The following is a 14062-nucleotide window of genomic DNA, read 5'->3' on the forward strand; positions in this document are numbered from 1 at the left end:
AATCTATCAATGCAATCTCATAACTTCCCTCTTCTTTAAATCAAAACCATAGCCCTGGGATAAAACATGGACGGTCACATTGGTGATGGTCAAGATTTCATCCGGCTTCGATTCCGATACATTTGAGCTTTTGATCGATTTTCCGTCGATAACCGTGACCGCATTGTTGCCGATCACCTTAAAATGATCATCAGCATAGACACGAATTGCAGTATCTTCATCAATCCCAATCCCTAAAATGCCGGGATTTTCTGCGACACCGCAGAGCAGACGGCCAAATCTTCCCCTTTGATCAAAATGCTGATCAATAATGACACCGTCCAGAAAATTAAAACCCGGGGCCATTTTCAGAGTACACTTGCGCGCCGGATCGTTATTATTCCCTTCCACAATCATGGTATTGCTCATCACAGAGGCTCCGGCACTGGTGCCGGCAATCACCGCTCCCCCTTGAAAAGCGTCATGCAAAGCTTCATACGTTCTTGTACCCGCTAAAATACTGGTAATTCTCAACTGATCCCCGCCGGTAAAAAAAATGCCCGAAGCTTGAGAAATTTGTTCTGCATGTTCTTCCATATTAGCTTCATCTCTGGTATTAATATCCATAATATCAATCTGTTTAACCCCCAAGCGGGAAAAAACTTTTTTGTATTCATCTCCTATAGCCCCAGGTTCCTGAGTCGCTGTCGTGAATACGATCAAATGAGCATCATGGTCTCCGGCGATGGTCACAATCTCCTCCAAAATCTTCTTTTCCCCTTTTTTATCCTCAGCACCTCCAATGATGATCAGGTTTCCCTTGGTCTCACCCATGGCAGTCTCCCTCTTTTCTTCCGTCTATTTCAAAAGTACCTCTTTGCACCAATTTTTGATCCTTCACTAAAAACTTCCCTCGGGCAAGAAGCAGCTCGATGGAGAAATCCTCTTCCCTCAGCACCAAAATATCAGCATCGCTTCCCGGTGCCAAAATGCCTTTCTGGGGAAATATTTTTAAATTCTTAGCCGGATTCATCGTCACCGTTTTTAATAACTGAGGGAAAGGGATTTTTCCTTCCCTTGCCATCCGGCAAAAATCTTCAAACAGATCTGCCACCTGACCAATTTCCCATCCGTACCGTCCGGGTACACTTCCGTTCCCATCAGAGGTAATGGTCACCTGTTCTAAAGAAAGCTGATCTTTCATGATTCCGGCAAGGGCTGCCGGAACACTGACACCGTTCTTCTCCCCCGCTGTCAAATCGATGCGGCCTCCCTGAGACAAATACTTAATCCCTTGATCGAAAAGATCCCGGGTGCGATTAATGTGGGTGGGCAGAAACATTTCCTTGGGAAAATCCGACTCCTTCAGGAGCTGAAAAAGAGGGTTCAAGCCTTCTTTTCCATCCCCCACATGAAGATGGACCAAACCTGCTTTTCCGCCCAGCATGCCCCCTCTTTTTGCTTCACCGGCTAATTTACGCAACAACTCCACTGAAGGATAAGAAGATCGAAAATCAGAAATCGCAATCTCCCCGACACCTACGACTTTATCAATTAAGGCAATATCGGTGAGCACACTGCCCGTTAAGGTAGCCATAGGTGTACCGTAACTGCCGGAATAGATATAGGTAGAAATCCCCTCATTTTCCAAAGCCCTTGCTTTTGCCAACAGCCCGGCAATACCTCTGGTAATACTGTCAAAACCCAAAACACCTACGACTGTTGTCACACCTGCCTGAATGATATTACTGAGCATGATCTCCGGTGTCCTGCTATGGGGTCCTTCTTCACCACCGCCTCCGACGATATGGACGTGTTGATCAATAAATCCCGGGACGGCAATACAGCCCCTGCAGGGAATCACCTCTATACCAGGTAACAGCGTCCCATTGATATCATCTTCGATGAAACCTATTTTATCAAAAATGATCAATATATCCTTTTTCCCTATATCACAGGGCGCAAAACAACGCACTTCTTTTAATAATTTAAACACAACGCCCTCCTGGGAATCCTTTCTCATATCCTTTAATATTTCACAGAAAAAAGAGGACTATTCTTTAAAAAATTACCAAGAAAATTAAAAGGCGAAGCTCAGACAAACTTGAAAAATTGTCTGAGCTCCGCCAAAATTGTTTCATTTAGCTTTTTTCACTATATTGGTTTCGGCATATCCTGAGCACACTTGGCTTGATGCTTCACACGCATGGAACATCGTTGACAAAAATAAGGTGTCTCTTGGTTCTTCGCCAATTTACTGTAATCCTTATGTATTTTCGTGATGTCCTCTACCTTGCCGCATAAAGAACATTTTACCTGCATTTTCGTTCCCCCGTTTATATCTTTTATATTGATAGCAGTTTTTCAAAATTATTATTCTTCTTAATTATTATCTTATTAATTATTCTTCCTAAAATAAAAATTTCCTGCCTGCACCCGAAGAATAATTTCCATTAATTCAGTTATCCTAATCTAAGAACAAAAACGAAAAGGAGAATCAATATGCGTACCTTGGAAGCTTTTAATAAACTAGGCATATCCCTGGATTTGGCTTTGGAAGCTCATGAATTACTACGGGGGGCAACCAAAGAGGAAATCCCGGGGGTCCAGGAAGACAAAGAAAGTTATGACTACGCAGAAGTCACCACTGTCACGATTTTAAATGATCAAGGGGCTCAAATTATGGGTAAACCAATGGGTACCTACATTACAATTGAAGCTCCCCGGATCCGCTTTGAAAGCAAGGAAATCATGGATGATATCAGCGAATTATTAGGTAAAAAGCTGGAAACCTTGTTGAAAATCCCTCCGGACAGTCCCATTCTGGTGATCGGTTTGGGGAACTGGAACGCTACACCAGATGCTCTAGGACCCAATGTGATCGATGCCACCATGGCCACCCGTCATTTATTCCAATATGCTCCGGAAGTGGTGGGGGAAGGATTACGTCCCGTTTGCGCCTTAGCGCCCGGGGTCTTGGGAATTACAGGAATTGAAACAGCGGAAATTATTAAAGGTGTGGTGGAACGTGTCAAACCCAGCCTGATTATTGCCATCGATGCCTTGGCCGCCGCCAACATTTCCCGCATCAGCACCACCATCCAACTTGCCGATACCGGCATTAACCCCGGTTCCGGTCTGGGCAATAAAAGAATTGGTATCAACCAGGAATCCATGGGCGTCCCCGTGATTGCCATTGGTGTTCCCACTGTGGTTCATGCCTCTGTTATTGTCCATGAAGCATTGTCAAACTTAAATGAAAAATGGTCCGGCAATGTCATGACAGCTACTTATGCCCAAAAAATAACCCCTGATCTTTCCCGGGAATTATCTCAAAGTATATTCCAGCCTTTTGAAGGAAATCTGGTGGTTACTCCGAAAGAAATTGATGATTTAATTCTTAATGTAAGTAAGATTATCGCGGCCGGTATTTCACAAGGAATGCATCCGGGGATTAATCGGGGTAATTATCAACAATATCTTCAATAATTGTCTCGAAATTATGTCGGCAAACTACTTTCACCATCATCTTTCATCTTTCATCTTTCATTTTTTAAAAATAAAAAGCAGGGTCGATGCCCTGCTTTTATTATTGCGATTGCTGTTTACTGCATGGGTTGCCCAAAAACCTCCTGGGGCTTTTCTGTTTGAGCAGAACTACTGATGGCTCCACTTTGACCCTGCTCCAATGCTTGCTCTGCAAAAGCAACCATTTTCTTGGTCATATTACCACCCACATAGCCATTTTGACGGGAGGTTAAATTACCCTTATCAATATCCTGATAGTTGCCAAGTCCCAATTCAGCGGCAACTTCAGCTTTAAATCTATTTAATGCGGAGGCGGCACCACGTCTTACAGGTTCATTGCTGTTATTATTATTAGGCATTAAATTTCCTCCTTTTAGTAAGACTCAGATCCGTTTTCGCTGGCGAACATCCGTTAAATTATGCTTTCGGTTGTTCTGTATAAGCCGAGTTTCCAATCGCGGCGTCCTGACCTTGTTGCAACGCTTGTTCAGCAAAAGCAACCATTTTCTTGGTCATGTTTCCACCTACATAGCCATTTTGACGGGAAGTCAAACTACCTTTGTCAATCTGATCATAGTTTGCTAATCCTACTTCAGACGCCACTTCCATTTTGAAGCGATTAAGAGCGGATTCAGCACCACGTTTGACCGGTTCATTGCTGCTGTTATTACTTGGCATTTAATATCACCTCCTTTCATATCTTCATGATCCTATTCTTTTCTTTTGCTTTTGTTATTATGCTAGCAGTATTTTCCTCATTACTTTTTCTTTTTATCAGCGGAAGCCATTTTGTCCTTTCCTTCTCGTTCAGGAGGCATGATACCAAATTCTTGCATAAACTCATATTTCGTTTTTTCCATTTTATCAAAAAGTTTTCTTGATTTTTTTCTTGGGCAAGATAATCACCTCCTGCTGATATCTTGTACTTATTTAATAAAAGCATGCCCGGAAGTTTCCGCAAACAAAGACATTCCCTGGCAAAAATAAAACTCTTTTAGTTTTCACCAAAAGAGTTCACTTTTCCAATTATTCAACTGATTCAATTATTCTACCGAGATGAAGTAATAGTATAAAGGCTGTCCGCCGAAATGCAATTCTATTTCCTTTTCCGGCCATCGCTGAGCTATTTTTTCTTGAAGCTGAGATGCCTGCTCTTCCGTAACCTGTTCACCATAATATAATGTGATCAATTCATGATCCGGCTGTACCATTTTTTGGAGCAAATCCAGCACCACCTGATCCAGTTCCTGACCGATGATTTGAATATCATCATCTACCAAACCTAACAAATCATTTTCCTTGATATCAAAGCCATTAAATGAAGAATTGCGCACCGCATAGGTCACCGCTCCCGATTGCACATGGGAAAACGCATCCGACATGGACTTCTGATTATGAGCGGCATTTTGTTCAGGATCAAAAGCCAGCATCGCCGCCAATCCTTGAACAATGGATTTCGTAGGGATCACCGTAACTTTTTTTTCCGATAAGGATTGTGCCTGTTGAGCAGCTAAGATAATGTTACTGTTATTTGGCAGCACCACCACTTCCCGGGCATTCACGCCTTGAATGGCTGTCAGTAAATCTTCCGCACTAGGGTTCATTGTCTGCCCCCCATTGATGACGGTATGGACACCTAAACTTTTAAAAATTTGGGCTAATCCGACTCCCGTTGTCACCGCAACAACACCACATGGGGATTCAGGAATATCCGTCTCTTCTGTCTCAGCTGCCGGTTCTGTCATTGACGATTTTTCCATGATTGTTTCCCTGTGTTGTTCCTGCATATTATCGATTTTTATATCATGGAGTGCACCGCGTTGAAGGGCATACTCCAAGATCGTACCTGGATGGTTAGTATGAATATGTACTTTAATCAAATCATCGCTGCCTACCACTAAAAGGGAATCTCCCTGATTTTGAAAATGATGCTTGATATCTTCCACGGACAGGTTCTTCCCCGTCAGAAGAAACTCTGTGCAATACTGAAAAGGAATCTCTTTGTGATCCAGGGAAGGTTTTTCCTGGGCTTCTTTTTCCGGCATCCTTTGCCGCACCTCCCAGGTTTCTCCTTGGAGCGCCTTTAAGCCCCCTTCAATAATTAATAAAAAGCCTTTGCCGCCGGCATCCACCACCCCGGCCTCTTTCAAAGCCGGTAATTGATTGGGCGTGTTATCGAGAGCAAGATGTCCCTGTTCCACCCCATAGGTCAAAATCTCAATAATATCATCAGATTGCTGACTTTGTTTTACAGCACCTGTGGCCACAGCCTTACTCACAGTTAAAATGGTCCCTTCCACCGGTTTCATCACGGATTTATAGGCTAGTTCCACTCCCTTTTGCAGGGCAAATGCCAAATCAGTTCCCTTCAGGATTTTCTTTTCTCCTACACCTTGCGCAAAGCCGCGAAACAATTGGGAAAGAATGACCCCGGAATTACCCCGTGCACCCATCAAGGCACCTCGCGCAACAACTTGAGCCACTTGGTTTGTCGTGCTCAAGCCGTTTAAATCTTTCGTGGCCGAATTCATCGTCAGAGACATATTGGTTCCTGTATCTCCGTCCGGCACAGGAAAAACATTTAGTGCATTGATATCATCCTTATTGATTTCCAAAAAACCACATCCCCCGATAAAAAACTGGATCAGGGAATCTGCAGTAATTTCTGTCAAATTCAACTTCTTGTACCTCCCTAGTCAACCACCCGCACGCCTTGTACAGAAACCTGTACATGATCCACAACCAAGCCCGTATGGTGCCCAACTGTATATCTGACTTTCTCAATGACATTGTTGGCGATCTCTGATATTTTTGTACCATAGCTGACAATAACATAAACATTGATACTGATTTGATCATTTTTTATGATTACTTCGACCCCTTTACTAAGGGCTTCCATTCCAATTAACTCGGCAATCCCATCTTTAATTTTTTGGGATGACATCCCAACGACGCCGTAACACTCCATGGTACCAATTCCCGCCAGTGTAGCAATAACCTCCTTGGAAATAATTAGTTTGCCTCGCTCATTGGTGATCACCTTGCTCATCATTCACACCCCCCTGGAATTTAATAATATATTATGAGCATCCTGCTTTCATAACGAATGGATGCGCCGCAACGCTTTTCATAAGGATACCTAATGATATCTGCCAATAAAGATCACCCAAAAAAGCAATATAATATATTTATTGTACCATTTTACATAGAAAAATCAATTTAACCTTGCTTGTATCAAGAAGTTTTGCTAAAATGTTATGAGGTGCTTATTTTTTACAGCCTAGTCATTTGAAGGAGGTGGAACCCTATGGCAGTATGTTCAGTTTGCGGTAAAGGAGTACATTCCGGCATGAAAGTCAGCCATTCTCATATTAGAACCAAAAGAACCTGGAAGCCCAATCTGCAATCAGTTCGTGCAATCGTAAACGGGTCGCCCAAGAGAATTTCTGTTTGTACCAGGTGCCTGCGTTCAGGCAAGGTACAACGCGCCATTTAATTGGCAGAATAGCTGAATATGATTTAATCCGGTAAGAAGGGAGTATCACAAAACTGCTTTTTAAGTAGTTTTGCGACACTCCCTTCTTTCAAATTTAAAGCCTCTTTTATTTTTCTCTTTCTGACCACATTCCTCACACATTCATCCTCTAAAAAATATTAATATATAAAGACTTATGGAGGTGATCTGTTTGAGGACGCAAGAAGAAGTGATGCAAAAAATCAATTACTATAAAGAAAAGCTCGCCGACGCCATGGAGGAAAAAGAGGAATTTTCCTGTACTTCTTATCCGGAGCTGGATTTAATCATTTTTTCCTTAGTTGATAAATTAGAAGCCCTATTATGGGTTTTGGAGGTAGATTTGCCTGATGGAGACATCCTGGAGCGTATTGTGGGGATTAATCATTGATAGATCCTGTCCACAATTATTATAGTTCTTCTTTAGCCAGGAAAAGGACGCTGTCGCAGCATCCTTTTCCCCTGATGAATTACATGATCAGATTGGTTTATGATAGTTGTTAAAAGCACCGTTTTTTCCGTTTTTCCTATCAGTCGGCATATCCCCAATGTCAAGAGGAACAGGATGTCGAATCGCCGTATAAAAGATAAATACATTTAAAACAACAATGCTGATGATAATGCTCCAGGCAATAGGTGCCGGCACAGACGGCAGTAACCATGCTTTAAAGAAACCATAAGAAGCAAAAATGATTAATCCGGGAGCAACAAATTTTACCATTACATTCCACCAAGGTCCAAATTCAATATCTGATCCATAATTCAACACATTTCTCCTCACGCGATCAGCACCCCAGGCCCAACCAACAAAGATCAAAATAAATAAGCCGCCAAGCAGAATGGCATAGGTCCCAATCGTCATATCCAGCCAGTCAAGGGTAGTTTTACTGATGAAAGAAGGAAGCGCCCCAAAATTCAATAAAAAATAAATAAGTCCCCCTTATCCTTGTTGTGCCGCAGCAATAATACGATCAAATTCGGCATCAACTTCCGCACTAACCGGTGTCACAACATGTCTTGCTAAGATATCCTTGGCCATCTGACGCGCCTTTTCTTCGACAGTCTCCCCCTTTATTTCCCATTTCTCGAATGTGTTGCGATCACTCAGAATAGGCTGCCATAGCTCACCGGCACGTAAAGCTTTTCTGGTGTGTTTATGTTCCAGGAAGGTCATTCCTTGACTGATTACTTCACCGATCACTTTTACAGCCAGAGTATCCTCAGAAACAATAGGACCGCGGACCGTTCTCTGAATCACTGAAGATAACTCGTTATCCAAAACCAACATGGCAAAGCAAGAGGTCAAACAATTATCCAGGGATCCAGCAGCTGCTAAAATATCAGTGCCAATCAAAGCAGGAAGCAAGGCATTATAGAGATGTTCATAAGAGCTTTGTGCATCGGCAATTTTCCCGGCGCCGGAATACCCGGTAGCGGTGGAAGGAATGCCGTAATGTCTGGCCATTTGAATAGAAGCTGCTGCTGCCAGTCCCATTTCCGGCATTGCCCACAGCCCCACACCGGAACTCATATCCATAAATGTTACCCGAGGTGACATAATCACCGGGCTGCCTGGTTTGATTAATTGACTGGCGATTACGCCGGCCAAGATTTCCGCATTATGTTGGGCTACACAGCCAACCAGTGTCATCGGCCCGGTGGCGCCCATCATCGGACAAGGAATAACACCCAAAGGCAGTCCTGATTCTACGATATCAATTAAAGCTTCCGCCGGATGGAATCCATATTCCAAAGGACTGATGGGTGATACTTCAATATAAGCAAGAGGTTTTTCCTGCAATTCTTTTTTTCCACCGGCAGCAGCGGTTAATACCTCCAAAATCGATTTCATTTCATGGCTTGATTCAGCGCAAATGCGCAATGGCTTGGTAGAATTGCGCAGCATGGTCGCCGTTTCCACAGTAACAATAACGTCTTGGGATACATCCCGGGGGAAAACCGGCGAAACAAGATGGATAAATTCCAACCCGTCGGCCAGACGGCAAAAGTCTGCCAAATCTTGCACCATACAATCTCTTTTTTGATTCGTCTCCAAATCCATAATGGAAGGAGTGCCCACACAGGTCTGGGCATAAGCTTTGTTTTTACCAAACTCAACCACATTTTTTTCGTTACGGCCATAAATATTGAAACTTCTCGGCGGGGTGCTCATCCCCCTGTCAATCACTTCCTGAGTAAAGAGAATTCTATCGCCCCTCTCTTGACAGCCATTGTCTAAAAGAAGCTTTTTGAATCGTTCAGATGTTGTCCGAATTCCGATGGTCTTCAAAATTTCCAAAGTTGCCTCATGAACCTGATCGAGTTCATTATCAGAAAAATAGTCAAATCTCATGTTTTTCCACCTCTCATTTCATTGTTTTATTTATCTACCAATGAATTTCTTGGCCACATCCACAGCGACTGTGGCATCTTCAGCATATCCATCTGCACCAATCTGATCCGCCCATGCTTGATTGATCGGTGCACCCCCAATCATAACTTTGACATCCTTACGCAAACCTTCTTCTTGCAGCAATTCAATGATTTCTTTTTGTCTGGCAACGGTAGTAGTTAGCAGTGCTGAAATTCCAATAATTTGCGGCTTGATTTCTTTGATTTTATCAATAAATTTTTGTGATGGCACATCGATACCTAAATCTACTACTTCAAAACCTGCGGTTTTTAACATCATAATGACAATGTTTTTCCCAATTTCGTGCAAATCACCTTGTACCGTACCCATCACAACCGTGCCGGCAGACTCACGATTGGCCCCGGCCAGCAATGGTTCAATTTTCTTAATTCCAGCTTCCATGGATTTTGCCCCCAGAAGCAAGTCAGGAAGATAGTATTTTCCTGCAGAAAAATATTCCCCAACAATTTCGATCCCTTTCGTTAAACCATCATTAATGATCGCTAACGGTTCTATTCCTTCGGAAATGGCTTTATCAGTTAATACCTCTACCAGTTCTTGCTCTCCCTCTGTAACCGCTTCAGCTAGTTGTCGTAAAATTTCTTCTTGTGCCATAACTAAAACCCTCCTGCTTTTTAAAATTTAATATAAGAACCTTTTTCTGCTCATTCCTCAGGTATAAAAATAGGTAATCCCGACCTTGGGAAATACACCTGTTATCCCTTATGAAGTTTCTATTATTTTAATTCCAGATCATATTTAGCCTCAGCTTCAGGTATGTTCATTGCTGGCGCACTCACCAGCGGTACCTACCTGATAGATTAGGTTCACAGCCATTTCCTCTTCATACACCTTGAAAGAGCTGCTTCGATGTATTAGTTGAATTAATTCTACCTTATGTAATGGACCACCTTGACGGGAACATCCTGAGCGGCCTCAGTCCGTTTATGAACATCAATGTTGCCCAGAGAATCTCATACCAAAGCAATATTACCAGTATCCTGTTTCGTATTTTTTCGATATTCTTTGGTGTATTGATCAATGATCATAACATCCTCACCAAAGTTTGTACAATAAAGAAAGCCCAGATATATTATCCTCCGGGCTTTCTTTGATTCTTCTATTACTTTTATCATATATTATTTTAACTTTTCTTTAATTTTTCTAATATCAAATAATACTGTGCCACAAGGGCAAGTAACATGATAACATTTTTGCTCACTATCATAGTCTAAAATATCTGTTTCTACATCAAAGCGTGATACCATGATCCATGGATAAATAGCATTGAGAGCAGTTAAGCAAACAGGACCGGACTTTTCATAATTAATACAAGGTCCTTCCAGAATTACCTCATTATCTTGAGGCATTAGATCACACTTAGATTCAGTTACTTTAATTTGAACAATCGAAGGAGCTTTTGCCTGGCATTCATTTAACATATAAACACCTACTTTGTTAATATTTTTTAAATCCTTCATTGCTTGTTTATCTTCATTACAGATAGTAATTTTACCATTTACTTCATCTTTAGATTAATAATTCTTTAAATCGAGGAGAGGTGGTATGATCAGTTTTTCAAATGCCATAGGAATCACGTTTGCCGTATTGAGTGTGCCGGGAATTAATCGATCCGGTATCATTTTAAAGGACTTAAATACAGTCGTTTGGGAAGCATAGCTTCCAATACCTAAATATCAAAAAATATAGTTATAATACCCACAAGAGACAAACCTCCCCAGATTATTTTAGAGAATTCTTCTCTAAAACTATGCCGGCTATCTTTATATTCAACTTATGCAAACCAGATATCCATTACTTCAACACCGCCTCGAACGATGTTTAGAAAATTCATTAATATTCCTTCCCAAATATTTCAAAGTACTCTTATTAAAATCTCTAATCTTTTAAATGAAGAGTGCACATTGCTATTAATTAAAATTTTGGCATAGTGCACTCTTCATTTTTATCATAACGCTCAAAATTCAGTTTTACATAAGAAATCCAGCTTATAATTAATTGCTTGATCCCAGTGCAGAAGGTAACATTTTGCGATTTCACACTCTATTTGCAACCTGCTAAAGTAAAAAATTGGGGTTTCAGCAGCAGAATCATTGCTGGCTTTGCGAAAAAATTTTGTGACGATTGTATTCTAAACAGGCTCCTACCTGATTATCATTTTCTTGGTCAAATCTTTTTTCGCACATTAAAGTTCATCATATATCAGATTGGCGATTTGGAATCTTCAAAATCAAGGATCTGACTACCTGTTTTATCCATTCAAAATTTCCCTGAATTTAGAATGAATAATCAAATCAATCATTCTTCATTTTAAATTCCAGCTTCTTTTTGAATTTTTCTACACAATTAATGGAAATCCCCAAAATTTCCGCTATACGGAATTTTGTCTGAATACCTACTCCAGCATTAGGACGGCTTTGGGTAGTACCAATATTTAGTTCCTCGCGAAGATCTTTCATCACAGCGCAATCAGCAAGATCCTCAACGCTAACATGTAATTTCTCCGCAACAAATGCTTTCGCAGCATTTATTTTCATTCCTGCCATTTGCATCCGGAAAACCAGATCTCCTGCAGACCTTATTCCACCCATTCCTGCTACAGATTCGTGGGTAACAGCCATGCCGAAGGTATCTCCCGCACCTACCTACAATCCATCTACCTTTGCGATTTCAATCAGGGCTTTATCAACTCTGGAAACTGCATCGGTAGCTGGAATCAAAGATAGAGGAATACCTCCAACACCCATACCTACGTTGGCATGAACCGGGATACTAGAAACTTTCACCGTTTCCTTAGCAAAAGTGCAAACACGAGCCAAATTCCATGCTAAGGACATGCTGCTATTCGTATTCACCGCCATCCCAAAGATGGAAACACCGCATGCTTCTGCCATTTTTACCTGATTATGAGGATATAGACCGGCAATTCTCTTTCCGTCAATCTCCAATTCTCCATGCATACCCATATTGAATTCACCGGCCATACCTGTTTCAAAACCAATATTAGGGTATTTTTGCCTCAAAATTCTGATAGCTTCTAAACTCGCTTTTACATCCGCATCCCCGGAAGCTCCCACTGTATCAAGGTTGATACCGTCAGCTCCACTATCAATCATATTGGAAGCGACATAAACAATATCCTTTATTGCGTGCTCAATAGCTTCTTCCTGTGCTTCTCTCGCTTCTTCGATTTTACCAGCCGGCAGAAGTTCCGACCAGTTGCCCACTGGCCCATCAGGTTTGGTATAAAGACCCAGATTAGGCATCGCGCCATACAACAAAGGCAAAGTTGTCATCAGTTGAGCCTGCTCCATCGTCTGTTTTTCTTCACTAACAATCGCCTTAACCGGTTTGTAACTATAATCCACATGGCAAAGTTCAATACTATCAGAAGCTAATGCTCTTTCTTGTGTCAGAATGGCTTGTAGACGATCCATAGGTATTCCATTTCTGACAGGGAGTTTTAAAGTACCGGCATCGAAGGACACTACAACTTCATTACCTGGTTCTACGGAAACAATTTTCTGTGGGTTGGTGATTATTTCATAAAGATAATCCATCTCATCCTGCGTTAACGGAGGAATTTTACCCCGGTTTGCTGCATCCTGTGTACCGTTTTCAATATCTGACCTGATTTCTTCTCCAGTCAAAAAACCAGAATAGTTATCTCCATATCTGGTAAAATACTTTGTCAAGTCTTTCCTCTCCTTTCACATCTTTACTTAATTTAAATGTTATCATAAAAACTCCTATCGATAAGAAATCATTTTTTTCATGCAGTATGGATCTTTATAAGTGATTCCGTTTAGAAATTGCTGATTAGGAAGTCAGAAAGAGATATTACTTAAACCAAAAATTTTGTGTATATTCGGACATTTCTTGGAAATCAAATTACTTAGTTGATAGAAGTTCCAATGCTTTGTTCACAGCTTCAGAGGCATCTTCACCATAGGCATCGGCGCCGATTCTATCGGCCCATCGTTGAGTGACCGGGGCACCGCCAACCATTGTCATGATCTTTCCCTTTAAACTATTCTTTTTCAATTCGTCCTCCAGCTTTTTTTGTTCAACCATTGTCGTTGTCAATAATGCACTTGTTCCAATCAGGTCTGCATTCTCTTTTACTGCCACTTCGATAATTCTGCTCACAGGAACGTCTCTGCCAAGATCAATGATTTCAATACCTTGGGTTTTAACTAGAGATATAACAATTCCTTTTCCAATATCATGAACATCTCCTTCAACTGTCGCAAAAACCATTTTTCCAATTTTTTCACTAGATTTTCCCTGCAACGCATCGTCAAAAATTTTCGTGACTGTTTGCATCACACCAGCAGCCAGCATTAACTCCGGTAAAAACATCTCACCTCTTCCAAAAAGATCTCCCACTTGCTTGATCCCGACACTAAAACCCTTCGTCAACACCTCAACAGGATTCAGTCCTTCTGACAGTGTCTGTTCTGCAAGCTGTACTGCCTTATCATTGTTGATTTTTAAAATTGACTCAATCGCTTCTTGAATAATTTGTTCTTTGGACATTCATATACCCTCCTCTAAATTATTTAGTTGCCACCTTTTTTAGTTTCAATGAGACTGATGACCTATGT

At 41.4% G+C, this 14062-nt stretch carries 14 protein-coding genes and 2 pseudogenes; 3 read left to right on the forward strand and 13 right to left on the reverse strand.

Annotated features, from left to right (window positions below):
• Nucleotides 1-6: 6 nt before the first annotated feature.
• The 3 genes from CEQ75_RS14420 to CEQ75_RS14430 all read right to left on the reverse strand — a co-directional run bounded on the left by CEQ75_RS14420 (nucleotide 7) and on the right by CEQ75_RS14430 (nucleotide 2301).
• Nucleotides 7-813: a cyanophycinase gene (locus CEQ75_RS14420; RefSeq protein WP_089611775.1), complete on the reverse strand. Its 807-nt coding sequence runs from the start codon at nucleotides 811-813 to the stop codon at nucleotides 7-9.
• Nucleotides 806-1975 carry a beta-aspartyl-peptidase gene (gene iadA, locus CEQ75_RS14425; protein ID WP_089611777.1) on the reverse strand — a complete coding sequence of 390 codons (1170 nt, stop codon included), beginning with the start codon at nucleotides 1973-1975 and terminating at the stop codon, nucleotides 806-808. Before iadA ends, CEQ75_RS14420 begins: the two co-directional genes overlap by 8 nt.
• A 158-nt stretch (nucleotides 1976-2133) precedes the next feature.
• Nucleotides 2134-2301, reverse strand: coding sequence for a DUF2197 domain-containing protein (locus tag CEQ75_RS14430; RefSeq protein ID WP_089611779.1), 168 nt, complete (start codon nucleotides 2299-2301; stop codon nucleotides 2134-2136).
• Nucleotides 2302-2481: 180 nt separating this feature from the next.
• On the opposite strand from CEQ75_RS14430, the gene gpr reads away from it, so the two are divergent.
• A complete protein-coding gene (gene gpr, locus CEQ75_RS14435) occupies nucleotides 2482-3468 on the forward strand; it encodes a GPR endopeptidase (protein WP_089611781.1) in 987 nt (328 codons plus the stop codon).
• Nucleotides 3469-3584: 116 nt separating this feature from the next.
• Here gpr and CEQ75_RS14440 read toward each other — a convergent pair whose 3' ends face one another.
• The 4 genes and pseudogenes from CEQ75_RS14440 to CEQ75_RS14460 form a co-directional block, all read right to left on the reverse strand.
• Nucleotides 3585-3866, reverse strand: a complete 282-nt coding sequence (locus tag CEQ75_RS14440) for an alpha/beta-type small acid-soluble spore protein (RefSeq protein WP_089611783.1) — start codon at nucleotides 3864-3866, stop codon at nucleotides 3585-3587.
• A gap of 118 nt (nucleotides 3867-3984) precedes the next feature.
• A pseudogene (locus tag CEQ75_RS14445) lies at nucleotides 3985-4185 on the reverse strand (small, acid-soluble spore protein, alpha/beta type); the annotation flags it as partial.
• A gap of 365 nt (nucleotides 4186-4550) precedes the next feature.
• On the reverse strand, nucleotides 4551-6185 hold the full coding sequence (locus CEQ75_RS14455; RefSeq protein WP_089611788.1) for a DAK2 domain-containing protein: 1635 nt from the start codon (nucleotides 6183-6185) through the stop codon (nucleotides 4551-4553).
• 14 nt (nucleotides 6186-6199) lie between these two features.
• A complete protein-coding gene (locus tag CEQ75_RS14460) occupies nucleotides 6200-6556 on the reverse strand; it encodes an Asp23/Gls24 family envelope stress response protein (RefSeq protein ID WP_089612657.1) in 357 nt (118 codons plus the stop codon).
• Nucleotides 6557-6814: 258 nt separating this feature from the next.
• Between CEQ75_RS14460 and rpmB the strand changes: the two genes are divergently transcribed.
• Both rpmB and CEQ75_RS14470 read left to right on the forward strand, forming a co-directional pair.
• The gene (gene rpmB / locus CEQ75_RS14465) at nucleotides 6815-7003 is read left to right on the forward strand and encodes a 50S ribosomal protein L28 (protein WP_089611790.1); all 189 of its coding nucleotides are present in this window, start codon (nucleotides 6815-6817) and stop codon (nucleotides 7001-7003) included.
• Between the two features lie 190 nt (nucleotides 7004-7193).
• On the forward strand, nucleotides 7194-7412 hold the full coding sequence (locus tag CEQ75_RS14470) for a hypothetical protein (RefSeq protein WP_089611792.1): 219 nt from the start codon (nucleotides 7194-7196) through the stop codon (nucleotides 7410-7412).
• 87 nt (nucleotides 7413-7499) lie between these two features.
• On the opposite strand, the gene CEQ75_RS14475 is transcribed toward CEQ75_RS14470, so the two are convergent.
• The 6 genes and pseudogenes from CEQ75_RS14475 to CEQ75_RS14500 form a co-directional block, all read right to left on the reverse strand.
• Nucleotides 7500-7838, reverse strand: coding sequence for a hypothetical protein (locus CEQ75_RS14475; RefSeq protein ID WP_157677484.1), 339 nt, complete (start codon nucleotides 7836-7838; stop codon nucleotides 7500-7502).
• Nucleotides 7839-7961: 123 nt separating this feature from the next.
• The gene (locus tag CEQ75_RS14480; RefSeq protein WP_089611796.1) at nucleotides 7962-9374 is read right to left on the reverse strand and encodes a trimethylamine methyltransferase family protein; all 1413 of its coding nucleotides are present in this window, start codon (nucleotides 9372-9374) and stop codon (nucleotides 7962-7964) included.
• A 30-nt stretch (nucleotides 9375-9404) separates the two neighbouring features.
• Nucleotides 9405-10049 carry a corrinoid protein gene (locus tag CEQ75_RS14485; RefSeq protein ID WP_089611798.1) on the reverse strand — a complete coding sequence of 215 codons (645 nt, stop codon included), beginning with the start codon at nucleotides 10047-10049 and terminating at the stop codon, nucleotides 9405-9407.
• Between the two features lie 524 nt (nucleotides 10050-10573).
• Nucleotides 10574-10915, reverse strand: coding sequence for a hypothetical protein (locus CEQ75_RS14490; protein ID WP_089611800.1), 342 nt, complete (start codon nucleotides 10913-10915; stop codon nucleotides 10574-10576).
• Between the two features lie 834 nt (nucleotides 10916-11749).
• A pseudogene (gene mtbB, locus CEQ75_RS14495) lies at nucleotides 11750-13150 on the reverse strand ([dimethylamine--corrinoid protein] Co-methyltransferase).
• Between the two features lie 196 nt (nucleotides 13151-13346).
• A complete protein-coding gene (locus CEQ75_RS14500) occupies nucleotides 13347-13994 on the reverse strand; it encodes a cobalamin B12-binding domain-containing protein (protein ID WP_089611802.1) in 648 nt (215 codons plus the stop codon).
• Nucleotides 13995-14062 lie beyond the last annotated feature (68 nt).

The sequence above is a fragment of the Dehalobacterium formicoaceticum genome, from assembly GCF_002224645.1.
GTDB lineage: Bacteria > Bacillota > Dehalobacteriia > Dehalobacteriales > Dehalobacteriaceae > Dehalobacterium > Dehalobacterium formicoaceticum.